The sequence below is a fragment of the Sphingobacterium sp. ML3W genome (assembly GCF_029542085.1).
Classification (GTDB): domain Bacteria; phylum Bacteroidota; class Bacteroidia; order Sphingobacteriales; family Sphingobacteriaceae; genus Sphingobacterium.
On sequence record NZ_CP107036.1, the window covers coordinates 6,027,829 to 6,042,751 of the forward strand.

Genomic DNA, 14,923 nt, shown 5'->3' on the forward strand with positions numbered 1-14,923 from the left:
TGTAGACTAATAAAAAAAGCTGATTCTTTATTAAAGAATCAGCTTTTTTAACGGTATAATATGATTTATTTGAATTTACTAGCTAATGCAGCAAGTTTACTTGCCATATCTGTTTCCGGTTCTGGCTGTCTTTTGCCCTCATTTCTTTTATTCTTTGGAAGAACAGGTTTTTCATCTGTTTTCATAGATAAAGCGATGCGGTTACGTTTCTCATCCACCTCTGTAACCGTGACTGTAACATGTTGTTGTACTTTGACCACCTCATGTGGGTCGGAGATATAACGGTTGGACAGTTGGCTTAGGTGTACTAAGCCATCTTGATGTACACCAATATCAACAAAAGCGCCAAAGTTGGTTATGTTGGTCACAATACCGGGAAGTTTCATTCCAATACGTAAATCGCCAATGCTATTGACACCTTCAGTGAATGAAAAGGCTTCGAACTTTTCCCTTGGGTCAAGACCAGGTTTGGCTAGTTCATTAAGAATATCATTTAAAGTTGGTAGGCCTACTTCCGCAGAGATATAATTTTTTAACGGGATGGATTTTCTTAATTCAGCATCTTTGAGTAAATCTTCTACTTTTTTACCCAGATCTTTTGCCATTTGCTCGACCAATGCATAACGCTCGGGGTGTACAGCAGAGGAATCCAATGGATTGGCAGCATGTCTTATCCGAAGGAAACCTGCAGCTTGTTCATATGCTTTGTCTCCAAGTCGAGGTACTTTTTTCAATTCTCGGCGTGAGGAAAATGGGCCGTTTTCATTTCTATATTTAATGATCTGCTGCGCTAGAGATGGTCCTAATCCAGAGACGTATGATAATATCTGTTTTGAGGCGGTATTCAGTTCTACACCTACCGCATTTACACAGCTGATGACGGTATCATCCAACGATGTTTGTAACTTGTTTTGGTCTACATCATGTTGATATTGGCCAACACCAATTGATTTTGGGTCAATTTTAACTAACTCGGCCAATGGGTCCATTAATCTTCTTCCGATCGATACTGCACCACGTACGGTGATATCGTGATCCGGAAACTCTTCGCGTGCTGTTTCTGATGCAGAATAGATCGAAGCGCCACTTTCATTGACCATAACGATAGTCACGTTGTTGAGGCCTAGTTTTTTTATAAAGTCTTCAGTTTCACGACCTGCCGTTCCATTACCAATCGCAATGGCCTGAATATCGTGTTTTGAGACTAAATATGTAATCGTTTTTTGTGCTTCGGCAAGTCCATTTGCTCCATTATGTGGGAAAATTGCCGTATTTTCTTTCAGCTGGCCTTGCTCGTCCAATACAACAGTTTTACATCCAGTTCGGAAACCGGGGTCTATTGCAAGTAATCTTTTTTGTCCCAATGGAGCTGCTAAAAGTAGCTGACGAACATTGTCCGCAAAAACTTTGATTGCCTCCTCATCCGCTTTTTGACGGGTCAATACACGGATTTCTGTTTCCATAGAAGGTTTCAATAATCGCTTATAGCTATCTGTCAAGGCCAATTTCACTTGTGCGGCAGCATCGTTGGATGCTTTGATATAAAGTGATTCAATGGTCGGAAGGATATTTTCTTCATTGATGTCGATATCCAGATAAAGTAATTCTTCTTTTTCGCCACGACGCATTGCTAAAACGCGGTGCGAGGGGGCGTCTTTTAGCGACTCGGACCATTCGTAATAATCTTTGTATTTAATAGCGGCTTCTTCCTTTCCCGGAATCACTCTGGACACGAATTCAGCCTTTTCTAGGAATATCGCTCTTGATTTGGATCGTACTGTCGCGTCTTCGGCAATGATTTCAGCAATGATGTCTCTTGCTCCGGCTAGAGCTTCGTCGCTCGTATTGACTCCTTTTTCTGCATCTATTAACGAACTTGCAAGTTCCAGATAATCTGTTTTGTCCTGCGCTAAAAGAAGATCTGCTAGTGGCTGCAATCCTTTTTCACGTGCAACACTAGCTCTTGTTTTACGTTTGGGTTTGTAAGGCAGATAGATGTCTTCCAGATTCGCCATCGTCTCGGCTGTCATGATCTGTTGTTCAAGTTCAGGTGTCAATTTACCCTGATCATTGATGGATTTTAAAACAGCTTCTTTACGTTTATCCAGATCCTTCAGTTGTTGAGAACGATCTCTGATATTTGTAATCTGGACCTCATCCAGACTCCCTGTCATTTCTTTCCGGTAACGGGAGATAAATGGAACAGTAGCGCCCTCTTCTAATAGTTGGATTGTCGTGCGAACCTGTTTTTCGCTTATGGATAGCTCGTTAGCAATAGTAATTTCGTGTGATAATAAGCTCATTGTAGATTTTACTTTAAAAAGGAAAGCTGTTGAATAACCATTCAACAGCTCTATGAAATATCTAATTATAAATTAATGCAATGGAGTTACGCAGGTTTGTTTGTGTTTTCCTCTTTTTCTGTAGGTTTCTTTTCTTCTCCTTCGTTGTTTTTGGCCTCAGCAAAGTGGTCATTGTATCCGTAAGTGATATGAGAAGGTTCCTCTCCGTAATCTAATTGCTTATGTGGATTGTGTTCCACGACTCCCGCAGGAGTTGTAAATTCATATTTTTTCTTCGCTGGTTCAGATTCTGAGCTTTCGGCAGTTTCTACTGACGGGGATTCTTGCTCAGCTTTGGCTTGTTCTTCCGCAACTTTTACATCATTTGGAACGGTTTCCTCTTTGACTTCTGTCTTAACGTCTATGTCTTTTTCAAAATTATTGATCTGATCTGAAATCTCACGCTTGATGCCTTCGGATGCATCTTTGAATTCTCGTATCCCTCTTCCTAAACCTCTTGCCAATTCGGGAAGCTTCTTGCCACCAAAAAGTAGCAAGATCGCAAACACGATTAAAATCATCTCCTGTGTTCCGATGTTTAGAAATGCTATTACTGGATTGTACATACTCTTTTCCTCTTCTTTTGATTACTAACTAGATGCTAAGTTACACTTATATTTCTATAGTTCTTAGACTAACAGGTAAATTTAAGATAATTTTAAGGTATTTGAAACATAAAAATTACTTAACAAAGAAGCTGTATTTGGTGAGTAAATTTTGTTATATTTTTGCTAAATATTTTTTAATATGACGATAGAGCGGAAATATCTTTGTATTTTTGTGCCTATTTTTTTGAGGAATTGATTATGTTGGGAAAATTTAAAACATTCAAGCCGTATTATAAAAGTACGATCGTATTGGCCGGTCCAGTTGTTATTTCACAATTGGGACATACATTGGTACATACAGCGGATAGCGTTATAGTCGGACATTTTGCTGGAACGATTCCATTGGCCGCGGTGTCTTTGGTGAACGCTGTATTTATGATCGTTATGGTGGTCGGATTGGGAATTGCCTATGGGATCACACCATTGATCGCACAGGAAAATGGTCGCGATAATAAGGAGGAGTGCGCTGTATTATTATCGAATAGCTTTTGGTTGAACATCATTACAGGCATATTGTTGTTCTGCTTGGTCTATTTTGGTTCTATGCTTGCAATTGATCATCTGAATCAGGATCCGGCTGTTGTAAAGGAGGCGAAACCTTATTTACTGATTTTAAGTCTTTCTATGTTACCGCTGATGGTATTCAGTACATTTAAGCAATTTGCCGAAGGTCTGGGCTTTACCAAGCAAGCGATGAATGTAACCATCTGGGGAAACGTACTCAATATTATATTGGCAATTATATTTGTCAAGGGGATGTTCGGAATTACGCCGATGGGTGTAAAAGGGGTTGGATATAGTACGCTGATTGACCGTATCTTGATGATGGCGGTGATGATGACCTATGTGTTGCGATCGCAAAAGTTTAAGGGCTATATACAACATTTTAAAATTACAGTAATAGACAAGGTAAGGCTAGGGAAAATATTGCGGATCGGCGCACCTGTTGCAATGCAATATGTTTTTGAAATTGGTGCGTTTGCCGGGGCATCTTTACTGGCCGGAACGATCAGCGCTACGGCACAAGCTTCCCATCAGGTAGCGATCCAATTGGCAGCCATGACCTATATGATGGCTAGTGGTATTGCCGCAGCAGCAACGATTAAAGTAGGCAATAGCTATGGAAATAGAAACCTGTTCCGCTTGGAGCGTTTTGCCATAACTTCCTATCAGTTGGTTTTGATCTTTATGTTGATTACGGCGTCATTGTTTGCGATTTTCAATAATTATCTGCCTTATATTTTTACTTCTGATAAGGCGGTGGTCGTTATTGCTGCTCAATTATTGATCATTGCGGGTCTTTTTCAATTATTTGATGGCACACAGGTCGTTGGACTAGGCGTTTTGAGAGGTATGGGTGATGTGAATATCCCTACAATCATCACTTTTATTGCTTATTGGATTATCGGGCTGCCAAGTGGTTATGTGATGGGAATACTTTTTGATTGGGGTATTAAAGGAATCTGGTACGGCTTGACCCTGGGTTTATTGACTTCATCGGTGCTGCTCTATTTACGGTTCCAATTAGTGATCAAAAGAAAGAAGCTTCAATTTGAAAATAGCATATTATAAGAGCTGTGGAAGATAAACACACCTTAATATAGCTGAAAGTATATTCCCGTGAGAATATATATGGAGTTAAATAAAAAAGTTGCTGTCCTTTTGGACAGCAACTTTTTTATAACTATACTGTTGCCGTTAAATTTCTCTGTTGCTATCCCAGTTTTCGAGATAGTCTGCAACCCGTTTCAAGAATGTACCGCCTAGGGCGCCATCTATTGCACGGTGATCGTAGGACAGGGACAGATACATCATATGTCGGATTCCGATCATATCACCGTATTCTGTTTCGATTACTGCGGGTTTCTTTGTTATTGTACCGACTGCCAATATCGCCGCTTGGGGCTGATTGATAATAGGGGTTCCCATAATATTACCAAAAGCACCAATGTTGGTGAATGTGAATGTCCCATCTTGGGTATCATCGGGTTTTAATTTATTTGCCCGTGAACGCTGTGCAAGGTCGTTCACTGATTTGCTTAGCCCTACTAGACTCAACTGATCAGCATTCTTTATTACCGGTACGATGAGATTGCCGTTTGGCAGCGCTGCGGCCATACCGATATTGATATTTTTCTTTTTAATAATATTATAACCATCTATTGATATATTAACCAAAGGAAAGTCTTTTAAAGCCTTGGTAATGGCCTCTATAAATAGTGGTGTGAACGTAATATTTTCCCCTTCACGTTTCTTATACGCATCTTTTACTTTATTGCGCCATAGAACTAGGTTGGTTACATCTGCTTCCACAAAAGAACAAACATGCGGGGATACTTGGACACTCTTGACCATATGATCTGAAATCAAGCGTCGCATACGATCCATTTCAATAATTTCGTCGCTACCATTTACAACGGTGTGGACTGTTGGAGTCGGCGTAACTTGAGTAGGTTCATTTTTGATCATTGGAACATTTGTCGGTTTCGCATGATCTGTGTTTTGCTGAGTACCTCTATTGGCTACGTACAACAGGATGTCCTCTTTCGTAACTCTACCCTCGGCTCCTGTGCCTTGGATACGATCAAGTTCTTCCTGAGATAATCCCTCATGACGTGCGATGTTTTTTACTAGCGGCGAATAAAAGCGGACACCTTGTTCGTAATGTGTATGTGTTGTTTCTTCGACCGGACTACTCAATTGCGCTATACCTGGTATTTCGAGATTGGTAGTTTCACTTGAAAATTTAGGTTGATCAGCTAGGCTCTCCTGCGATTGAACAGTGGGTTCGCTTGTTTCGGTATCTCCTTCTATTTCTATAATTGCAACAACATCACCAACCTGAACGATTTGGTCTGCAGTATAAAGTTGTTCCTTCAAAATTCCCTTTACAGGAGAAGGTACCTCTGAATCAACTTTATCTGTTGCGATTTCCAATAAAGTGTCATCTTCTTCAATCAGGTCACCAGGTTGTTTCAACCATTTGGTAATTGTTGCCTCCGATACACTTTCTCCCATTTTTGGAAGTAAGAGTTTATATAAAGCCATATTTTTTAGCAATCTCGTTATAGAAAAACGAAGTTAATTAAATTGTGGTTTACTTTCAACAATTTGAAATATTATTCCTTAAAAAACGATTTTATTAAAATTTTATTTTAAGTTACTCGAATTTTGACCCTTCTTCTTTTACCAGTAGTTTCCAGAGCAGGAGAAGCGCATTCATGCGCGTACGTTCGATGTTTATGCGCCTATCATTGTTGAATTGAAACTTCTTTGTGATCACTTCTTTTTTTCCAGCTACCGCCACCCAGACTGTCCCGACAGGTTTCTCAACAGAACCGCCGCCCGGGCCGGCTATTCCTGTTGTCGCAATGGCATAGTCCGTGTTAAATTTTGCTTTTGCACCTGCAGCCATTTCTATGGCCGTCTGCTCACTGACAGCGCCAAATTGCTCCAACGTTGTTTCATTGACGTTTAGCAATTGCTGTTTTAGTCTATTGGAGTAGGGGATTGTTCCTCCGACGAAGATTTCGCTACTTCCGGGATTTGCTGTTAATGAAGCCGCCAGACTTCCGCCTGTACAGCTTTCAGCTGTAGTCAAGGTAAGTCGCTGTTGAGTAAACTGCTTAATTAAATATGCTTCAATAGTGGTGTCGTAATCAGCAATTACATAATTTTTTAAGCGGTTCAAAAGTTTGCTCTTAAAGAGCTTTACTTCTTGAATAATATCAGCTTTGTTTTTACTTTTTCCGGAAAGCCGTAGGCGAATAAAAGCTAATGTGGGTAAATAGGCCAATTTAATAGTTGAAGGAAGTTCTTCTTCAATATCCTTTATTTCTTCAGCAAGATAAGACTCTCCAATGCCACCTACAAGTAAGGTTTCGTGGTGGATGAAGATATCTTTATTTTGTTGTTCGATCAAAGGGAAGACACGCTGTTCCATTAGATGCTTCATTTCAAATGGTACACCGGGCATAAAAATATAGTGTTTTTGTGCATCGGAAACCAACATACCTGGAGCTGTACCATAATCGTTGAATAATATTTCACAGTTTGCCAAAACATCGGCTTGCTGTCGATTAATCTCTAGCATTTCCATATTGCGGGATTCAAAGAAACTTGTTACATGTTGAAGCACTTTTTCATCACGGATTAATGTAGTGCCAAAATATTTTGCCGCGGTTTTTTTTGTAACATCGTCTTTAGTTGGACCAAGCCCTCCGGTAATTAAAATTAAATCGGCTCTCGTGGATGCGTCTTTTAAAGTATTGAAAATAGCTTCCTCCGTGTCGGGAATGGATGTCATCTGGACAATATCTATCTCGAATTTTCCTAATTGTTGTGCAATCCAGCCGGAGTTGGTATCGATAATCTGGCCTATCAGAATCTCATCTCCAATCGTAATAATTTCTGCTTTCATAGTATAAACTTACATAAAATTACGGATCAACTATACGCTAAAATTGTTTTGATTAAAAGAATTTAAAGATGGTCCTTTTCGCGTAGTAACCGGGTTTGAATTTTTGGGTGTATACGGGATTAATTATATAAAAAAAGCAGTTATTTTAAAAATAACTGCCTCCAGAACTTGCTCTTTTTGTCAATTTGAGATCTTGCAATATTGATGCCTTTGCTCGAATGGTGACATTATAACTTCGATATCGTCCAAATGGCATCCATCCAAAGGACATATCCCAGCAGTGTAAATCTCGATAAATATTGAAGGAAGTCATGACAACTTCTTTTTGTTTGAAATCGTAGCCAGATTGAAATGTTACTTTCCATTTAGGCGTAACACTAAAATCCCCATGTAAATTCAGCGTACTAGTAATCTGATTGTCCATGCGTCGTGTACTCGTATTAAAGAACTTGGACATATTAAAACTGAACGAAGCCGCTAGGTTCCAGGGAATATTAAAGTCTACAAAAGCATTGGGGTCTGAACTGATTCGGGCTAAAGCTTGTGCTTGCTCTGGGGTCATTCCAGCATTGGACATTTGCTTTCTTAGTGAATCGATGTTGTCACCCCGCGATTTGGCCGCTTTCGGATTTAGGCTATAGTCAAAGGATAAACCAAAATTTGTCAGACGGGCCAAACTTCCATCTTTAATCGCATATCTGTTGACGCGGACACCATTCTCATTTACCGAATAAGGGTCAAATGTACCGTTGAAGTTTACATTCATCTTCTGGTCGAAAAATGCTGTCCGACCGGAGAAAGTTATCGGTGATAGTTTTAATGAATCTGCAACAAAATTGTAATTTCCACTGAAGGTTAAACCTTGAAGAATTGGTATCTTTTTGAAGCCACCGTCGGTAGTGTCAGATTTGCTCTTCACCTTGGCCTCGATATTGTTGTCAATTGAGAAGCCTATGCCTGCAGATTTTCCTGCAGAAGGTGAGCCATATACTCCCTGCGAAAAGATGGAGTATACGTTACGATTGCCATATTGATCATTATATTGTTGATAGAACCCATAACGTGGGTCTGAGAAATCTGGTCTGTAGTTAAAATTGATTGATGGAGTAACCACATGTCTGATCGCTTCGATCTTTCCGATCTTTGGATACATACCGTATATCTTGGTCGAAAGACCAGTAGATACAGAATAATCGTAAGCACGATTAAATCCCTGTAGTGTATCAAGCCGTTGTTTATAACCTGCCGGTGTGTTATCAATACGTTGTCTGGTACTTTGTAAGTACCAACGTTCGGTGTAGTTTACACTGGTATTGAATTGGAAGTATTTAAATGCGTTAAGAGATAAGCTGATCGGAATGTTATGCTGGAAACCATTCTGGAACCTTTTGAAACCTCCAGAACTAAATAACAAGCTGTCTTTGGTATTGACTGTATTTTGTGCCTGAAAACTATAACCAACATTGATACGTTGATACCATTTTTGTTCGCCTACACGATCTTTGCTGTCAAAGGGGTTGAACGAAGAAACGTTTAAGCTAATATTGGGTAAGCTTAACTGAATACTTCTGTCAGCCATATTCTGACTATGGGTTAAACTTGCTGTTAGATTTACTTTTCCATCGGCAAACACTTTCCCATAACTGATAGATGACCCCATTCTGTTCTGGGCAAGATTTTCATAGGTGGTTAGGTTGCTTCCTGTACCTGTATTGCGGAAATAGGAGGCGGTACCAAAGTTTACACTAGCAGAAAAAGATGTTCCCGGGTTAGCTTCTTGACGTTGGGTATGATTCCAGGTTACATTGAAGTCTTTATTGGATCCGTAATCTTTCGTTCCTTCCACTCCTGTTTTCGTATTTGCATAACGTATATTAAATCCACCGTTGAATTTATAATTAACGGTATAACGTGTATTCATGGAGACTTCCCATGAACCTTTTGAATACAATGACCCCCTAATTTCACTATCCCAGTAATCGTTGAAAGCGAGATACCAACCAATGTCACGCATGGAGAAACCTCGCGTATAATCTTCACCAAAAGATGGGAAAAGAAATCCCGAGGCTCTTTTATCAGGTTTAGGGAAAAATGCAAAAGGAAAGGCTACAGGCATAGGGACACCCATCACGACTAAATAGGCAGGACCGGAAATGATCTGATTTTTAGTTACAATCCCTTTGGATATATGTATACCAAAATGGGTGTGTGGCTCTGGTAAATTACAAGTACTATAGAGTCCCTTGTAGATTGACATCTCATCATAGATATTCTTTCGGACGATATTGGCTTGGATAAAGCCTCCATCTACCTCGGTCATAATACCATAGGTATTCCCTTCCTGCTTTTCGTAATCATAATAGAGGGAATCTACTGTTTTAGGAGATTCACCATTTCCCATAATAACAATAGGACGACCTACATATTTGCCGCTTTTATCATAGATGCCTGATGCAAAAATCTTTTTTTGATTGCGGTCGAGTCGGATGTAATCAGCGGAAAGTTCAAAATCCTGATACTTTACTTTTGCACCACGATATAAATGGCTAATATTCTTTGCTACTTCCGATTTTTGGGAATCGACGGCGATAATGCTGACTTCGGCCTGCAATCCACTGCCTTTTTTCTTAGTGGTATCCTGTCTGGATTTAGTGGAATCAGCAGGTTTTATTTTTGTTGTATCCTGCAGTTTACTGGTCGCCGAGACAGGGTCCTTACTTTGAAGTCCGTTCTGTTTTAATGGAATATTGCTCTGAGCGAATGTTGAATTGCCCATTGCAAGAATGATAAATAGTGTTAAAATGTTGATTAACGACTTCAAAATTAAAGACAAATGTTATTTTTGTGAAATAATGTTAAACTTCGAAGGACAAAATTAGTCAAAAAACAAATAGAAAATATGTTAAATATCGTTATCTATTAAAGAAATAATATTGACTCATTTTGTATCGTTTATAGTAGAGCAAATAATTATTCAATGAAATCAGATTTAAGAATTAGAAAATGGTGTAGCATTATGTTTGCTACTTTGGGATTTTTTTTATTGAATTCTTTCAAATTAAACAACGGCCAACCCGAACCACCCGACTATCAGATTAAAACCATCGTTATTGATGCTGGGCATGGTGGAAAAGATACCGGTGCACAGGGCCGTCGATCCCTAGAAAAGAATGTAGCGTTGGACGTGGCGTTAAAGCTCGGACGACAAATTCAAAAAGATATTCCGGGAGTTAAGATTATCTACACACGGACTTCTGATGAATTTGTGGAATTGTATAAACGTATTCGTTTGGCGAATGCTAACAAAGCGGATTTATTTATTTCCATTCACTGTAATTCAGGTGGTTCTAGTGCCCATGGTACGGAAAGCTTGGTTTCTGGTTCGCATCGTTTAGGGCAACAGGATGCTGCTGTCCGCGAGAATGCATCGTTATTGCTCGAATCAAATTATAAAGAAAATTACCAGGGATTTGATCCTAAAGACCCCGAAAGTGCCATTATTTTTTCATTGATGAAAAACAGATTCCGTGAAAAGAGTATTCGTTTGGCGCAGATGATTGAAGGAGAGTACGTGAAATCCGGAAGACATAGCCGTGGGTTCTGGGAAAAAGGATTAGCTGTACTAGCAGAAGCGGGAATGCCAGCTGTTTTGACAGAAATAGGATTTATCAGCAATAGGGAAGAGGAAAGCTATCTTTTATCAGATGAAGGGCAACAAGAAATTGTCAATAATCTGGTTTCGGCTTTAAAAATTTATAAAAATTCTGTTGAACGCTAAACAGATTTGCTTTTATGCTGTTTTAAAGTTATATTAATGATGCATTACAAAAAAAATGATTTGTGAAAATATCAAATGAAACAAAAGTCGGCATATTAGCAACAGTTGCAATTGCTCTATTATTTATAGGGTATAGTTTTTTAAAAGGAAACGACGTCTTCAGCAGCGATAATACATTTTATACCACTTACCATACAGTCGACGGTTTGACTTCTTCTAAACCGGTTTTAGTTAACGGTTATCAGATTGGACGGGTATCAAAAATGATCTTACAACCGGATGGTAAAATAAAAACGGAATTTAAGATCCATTCCCATTATAAAATCCCTAAAAATACTATTGCTCGGATTTCGAGTACAGATTTGTTGGGTAGCAAGGCAATTGTTTTTGAGATGGGCAATAGCACGGAAATGGCTAAAGATGGCGATTTTCTAAATTCAGGTATCCAAGCGAATATTATGGATAAAGTTGAACCAATCCAAAAGCGTATTGAAACTATTACGATCAAATTGGATTCTACATTGACAGTGGTTAATACGGTACTAGATAAGCAATTTCAAGATGATTTTAAGAATAGTATCCATAGCATATCGACTTCCCTGAAAAATGTTGAGGGAATCACAAAAGATGTAGAAGGACTTGTGGGAAATGAAAAGGGAAGGCTAAATAGAATTATGGCCAATCTGGAATCGATTACATCCAATTTCTCACAAAATGGTGAGAAAATCAACGCTATAATGTCCAATCTAAACAATATAACGGATAAAGCGGCACGATTGGATTTTGAACAAACCATGAACAAGGTAAATGCGGCAATGTCCGATTTTCAAAATATTACGAGTAAGATCAATAGTGGTAAGGGGTCAATTGGTTTATTGCTTAATGATGAAGAATTATACCGTAATCTGAATAATGCATCTAAAGAAATGGATAATCTGATGAAGGATGTCAAGGAGAAACCCGGTAAATATATCAAGCTTTCTATTTTTGGAAAAAAAGGTGAAAAATAGATTTCGTTTATTGGATATAGTTAATAATACAAAAAGCCTGCAATTTGCAGGCTTTTTGTATTTAAGACTTCTTTAGCGACTGAAGTTGGCTCGCTCTGCCGGTAGTTAACTTATTACCAGATTGATACCATTTCCAATATTAAAACGATATTAACACTCTTTTTATAGGGTATTAACAGAGGATTAATAGGGATATACCCCTGTTAACCCCCTGTTATACCCTTGTTAATACCATGTAATCCCCCTTTTAATACATAAGCAGGTATTAAGCAATAGTTAACTTGCTCTTTTATTGTCTGAAATGATCGAAAAAGATGGAATGAAATAGATTACATCCCCTGCGGATGGTCAATTTGCAAGGGAAATCAATAATCCTGAATCCGGAAATATCGGGTTTACTTTATAGTCAGCCATTAAACCAAAATTAACGCCACTCAATAAGTGGCGTTAATTTTGGTAATTGCAATATTTTACTAGCGATTTTATCAGTAGTGTAAGTATATTATCTCACTATCTAATTTTATAGCGGTTTTATAAGGTTTCTTTAAGCCATGTAAAGAATTCTCTTTGCCAGACCTGAGCATTGTGCCCTGATAGTACCCAATGGTTTTCATCAGGGAGATAAACAAGTCTGCTTTTTATTTTCTTCAACTGAGCAAGTTGAAAGGCTGCTAAACCCTGTCCTATGGGAACCCGATAATCTTTTCCGCCTTGAAAAATCAGAATAGGCGTATGCCAGTTGTTTGCTTTTTCAATCGGATTAAACTGGGTATATGATTTTTCGTTTTTGCTATCCCAATAGGCACCCCCCAATTCATGATTGGCAAAGAACAATTCTTCCGTCGTACCATACCAACTTCTCATATCGAATAAGCCGTTATGTGCAATGAATGTTTTGAAACGATTTTGATGGACTCCGGCTAACTGATAAACGGAATAACCACCATAGCTAGCACCAATTGCTGCCCGACGCGCTGTGTCGACATATGTTTCTTTGGATATGTCATCTATAGCAGACAAGTAATCTTTGATCGGTTGTCCGCCCCAATCTTGGGAAATCGCCTCATTCCATTTTACCCCCCAACCGGGCATGCCTCTACGATTTGGTGCGATCACAATGTAACCTTGTGAAGCAATTAACTGAAGGTTCCAACGGAAAGAATAAAACTGCGTGAGCGCAGATTGTGGACCACCTTCACAGTAGAGTATAGTTGGGTATTTTTTTGCAGGATCAAAATTTGGAGGGTAAATTACCCATGAAAATAAATCAGCACCGTCGGAGGCTTTTGTAATACGTCTTTCAATTTTATTTTCCGCAATTGCTGCATACTTGCCGTCATTGACCTTGGTGACTGCTGTCAAAGATTTGTTTTTGAGATCAAAGCTAAAGACTTCAGTCGCACGCGTGAATTTGGTCAAAGTAACAATCAGCTTATCTCCGGTTTGACCAACAATACCCGTAATATCAAAGTCCCCTGTTGAAATTTGTTGGATCTTTGGAAGACTTTTTGACTTTATATTCGAAGGTACCTCTAATTCAAATAGCTGCACAGTACCTTTTGTGGCAGCAGTAAAGTATATTTTGCGATTATCATTGCTCCAGATAAAACTGTTGACGGTACCATCCCAGTGTGCTGTTAAATTTAATCGAATTGAACTGCTTTTATCAAATAGGATGATGTCATTTTTGTCGGACTCATAACCATCGGTTTTCATACTGAGCCAAGTTAAGCTTTTACCATCTGGAGAATAAGCTGGTGCGATGTCATAGCCTTTCATGCCTTCGGTCAGATTGGTGGTCGTACCAGAAGATAATTCATAACGATAAATATCTGTGTTGGTACTCACGGCATAATCTGTCCCGAATTTTTTCTTGCAAACATATAATATCGCCTTGCTATCGGGAGACCAAATGAAATCTTCTGCACCACCAAAAGGTGCCTGTGGACTGTAGTAAGGTTGATCCTTCAGCAGATCAACAGGATCTCCTATTTTTCCATTACTATAGCTGGCAACAAAAGGGTGATTGAATTTTCCATCATTGAATGTATCCCAATGTCTGTAATCTAAGTTGTCATAAATATAGGCATCTGATTTCGGCAATTCTGGATATTTATCTGTGCTATGGTATTTTTTGATTAATACGGATTGGCTAAAAAGGATATGTGTTCCGTCGGGAGAAAATTTGACATTTTCCAAAGCCATCTCACCGGATGTCAGCTGAGTTGCCTCTCCCTTTGTCAGATTTTTTTTCCACAAGTGACCTTTCGATAAATAAATCACATCACCATTTTGTTCGATCTGGACTACTGCTTCGCCTCCTTTTTGATCCGTAAATTGACCACCGGCACCATTGGCCAATGAGATGGTATAAAGATTCTTCTCACTCGTATTGCTTTCTAAGTTGTAATTAGAAACACCATACAGCAATGTTTTACCATCTGAAGAAAGTCCTTCAGCCGATACACGTCCGAGATCCCAAAGGGTGCTGGGGCTAATCGGTTGTGGTGTTTCCGTAACCATCTTAAAACTGGATTTTCCACCTTTGCTTTCTTGCGCATTGCTGAGGTTGCATGCCATAATCGCTAATGTAAATATTGTAAGTTTTTTCATCCGCATAAATTTGTTTATTCATTATTGCATTTTCCCTTTAAGGTATTCATGCTGCCTTCGTCGGTTTCAATTGTGATGAAGCTATCAGATTTATTCATCGAGTGTATGTTTTAAGCGGCATTCATGAACTCGCTTTGCTCGGTTATTCACTC

9 protein-coding genes are annotated in these 14,923 nt (G+C 39.0%); 3 read left to right on the plus strand and 6 right to left on the minus strand.

Features of this window, described 5'->3' with window-relative positions; genetic code table 11:
- Positions 1 to 65: 65 nt before the first annotated feature.
- Both OGI71_RS24920 and OGI71_RS24925 read right to left on the minus strand, forming a co-directional pair.
- The gene (locus tag OGI71_RS24920; protein WP_282252800.1) at positions 66 to 2,303 is read right to left on the minus strand and encodes a Tex family protein; all 2,238 of its coding nucleotides are present in this window, start codon (positions 2,301 to 2,303) and stop codon (positions 66 to 68) included.
- Positions 2,304 to 2,389: 86 nt separating this feature from the next.
- Positions 2,390 to 2,908 (minus strand): twin-arginine translocase TatA/TatE family subunit, encoded by a 519-nt coding sequence (locus OGI71_RS24925; RefSeq protein ID WP_282252801.1) that lies wholly within the window; start codon positions 2,906 to 2,908, stop codon positions 2,390 to 2,392.
- Between the two features lie 240 nt (positions 2,909 to 3,148).
- Between OGI71_RS24925 and OGI71_RS24930 the strand changes: the two genes are divergently transcribed.
- Positions 3,149 to 4,522 (plus strand): MATE family efflux transporter, encoded by a 1,374-nt coding sequence (locus OGI71_RS24930; protein ID WP_282252802.1) that lies wholly within the window; start codon positions 3,149 to 3,151, stop codon positions 4,520 to 4,522.
- Positions 4,523 to 4,648: 126 nt separating this feature from the next.
- On the opposite strand, the gene OGI71_RS24935 is transcribed toward OGI71_RS24930, so the two are convergent.
- The 3 genes from OGI71_RS24935 to OGI71_RS24945 all read right to left on the minus strand — a co-directional run bounded on the left by OGI71_RS24935 (position 4,649) and on the right by OGI71_RS24945 (position 10,146).
- Entirely contained in the window at positions 4,649 to 5,998 is a 1,350-nt protein-coding gene (locus tag OGI71_RS24935) for a dihydrolipoamide acetyltransferase family protein (RefSeq protein WP_282252803.1), read from the minus strand.
- Between the two features lie 112 nt (positions 5,999 to 6,110).
- Entirely contained in the window at positions 6,111 to 7,370 is a 1,260-nt protein-coding gene (locus tag OGI71_RS24940; protein WP_282252804.1) for a competence/damage-inducible protein A, read from the minus strand.
- Between the two features lie 145 nt (positions 7,371 to 7,515).
- Positions 7,516 to 10,146 (minus strand): putative LPS assembly protein LptD, encoded by a 2,631-nt coding sequence (locus tag OGI71_RS24945; RefSeq protein ID WP_282252805.1) that lies wholly within the window; start codon positions 10,144 to 10,146, stop codon positions 7,516 to 7,518.
- A 201-nt stretch (positions 10,147 to 10,347) separates the two neighbouring features.
- On the opposite strand from OGI71_RS24945, the gene OGI71_RS24950 reads away from it, so the two are divergent.
- Positions 10,348 to 11,148 carry an N-acetylmuramoyl-L-alanine amidase gene (locus OGI71_RS24950; RefSeq protein WP_282252806.1) on the plus strand — a complete coding sequence of 267 codons (801 nt, stop codon included), beginning with the start codon at positions 10,348 to 10,350 and terminating at the stop codon, positions 11,146 to 11,148.
- 62 nt (positions 11,149 to 11,210) lie between these two features.
- Complete coding sequence (locus OGI71_RS24955) at positions 11,211 to 12,158, plus strand: MlaD family protein (protein WP_282252807.1); 948 nt, start codon at positions 11,211 to 11,213, stop codon at positions 12,156 to 12,158.
- A gap of 531 nt (positions 12,159 to 12,689) precedes the next feature.
- Here OGI71_RS24955 and OGI71_RS24960 read toward each other — a convergent pair.
- The gene (locus OGI71_RS24960) at positions 12,690 to 14,771 is read right to left on the minus strand and encodes a S9 family peptidase (protein ID WP_282252809.1); all 2,082 of its coding nucleotides are present in this window, start codon (positions 14,769 to 14,771) and stop codon (positions 12,690 to 12,692) included.
- Between the last annotated feature and the right edge of the window lie 152 nt (positions 14,772 to 14,923).

Coding starts and splice junctions, on each gene's coding strand:
- OGI71_RS24920 (WP_282252800.1), bottom strand. CDS start 2,303: ATGAGCTTATTATCACACGAAATTACTATTGCTAACGAGCTATCCATA.
- OGI71_RS24925 (WP_282252801.1), bottom strand. CDS start 2,908: ATGTACAATCCAGTAATAGCATTTCTAAACATCGGAACACAGGAGATG.
- OGI71_RS24930 (WP_282252802.1), top strand. CDS start 3,149: ATGTTGGGAAAATTTAAAACATTCAAGCCGTATTATAAAAGTACGATC.
- OGI71_RS24935 (WP_282252803.1), bottom strand. CDS start 5,998: ATGGCTTTATATAAACTCTTACTTCCAAAAATGGGAGAAAGTGTATCG.
- OGI71_RS24940 (WP_282252804.1), bottom strand. CDS start 7,370: ATGAAAGCAGAAATTATTACGATTGGAGATGAGATTCTGATAGGCCAG.
- OGI71_RS24945 (WP_282252805.1), bottom strand. CDS start 10,146: ATGGGCAATTCAACATTCGCTCAGAGCAATATTCCATTAAAACAGAAC.
- OGI71_RS24950 (WP_282252806.1), top strand. CDS start 10,348: ATGAAATCAGATTTAAGAATTAGAAAATGGTGTAGCATTATGTTTGCT.
- OGI71_RS24960 (WP_282252809.1), bottom strand. CDS start 14,771: ATGAAAAAACTTACAATATTTACATTAGCGATTATGGCATGCAACCTC.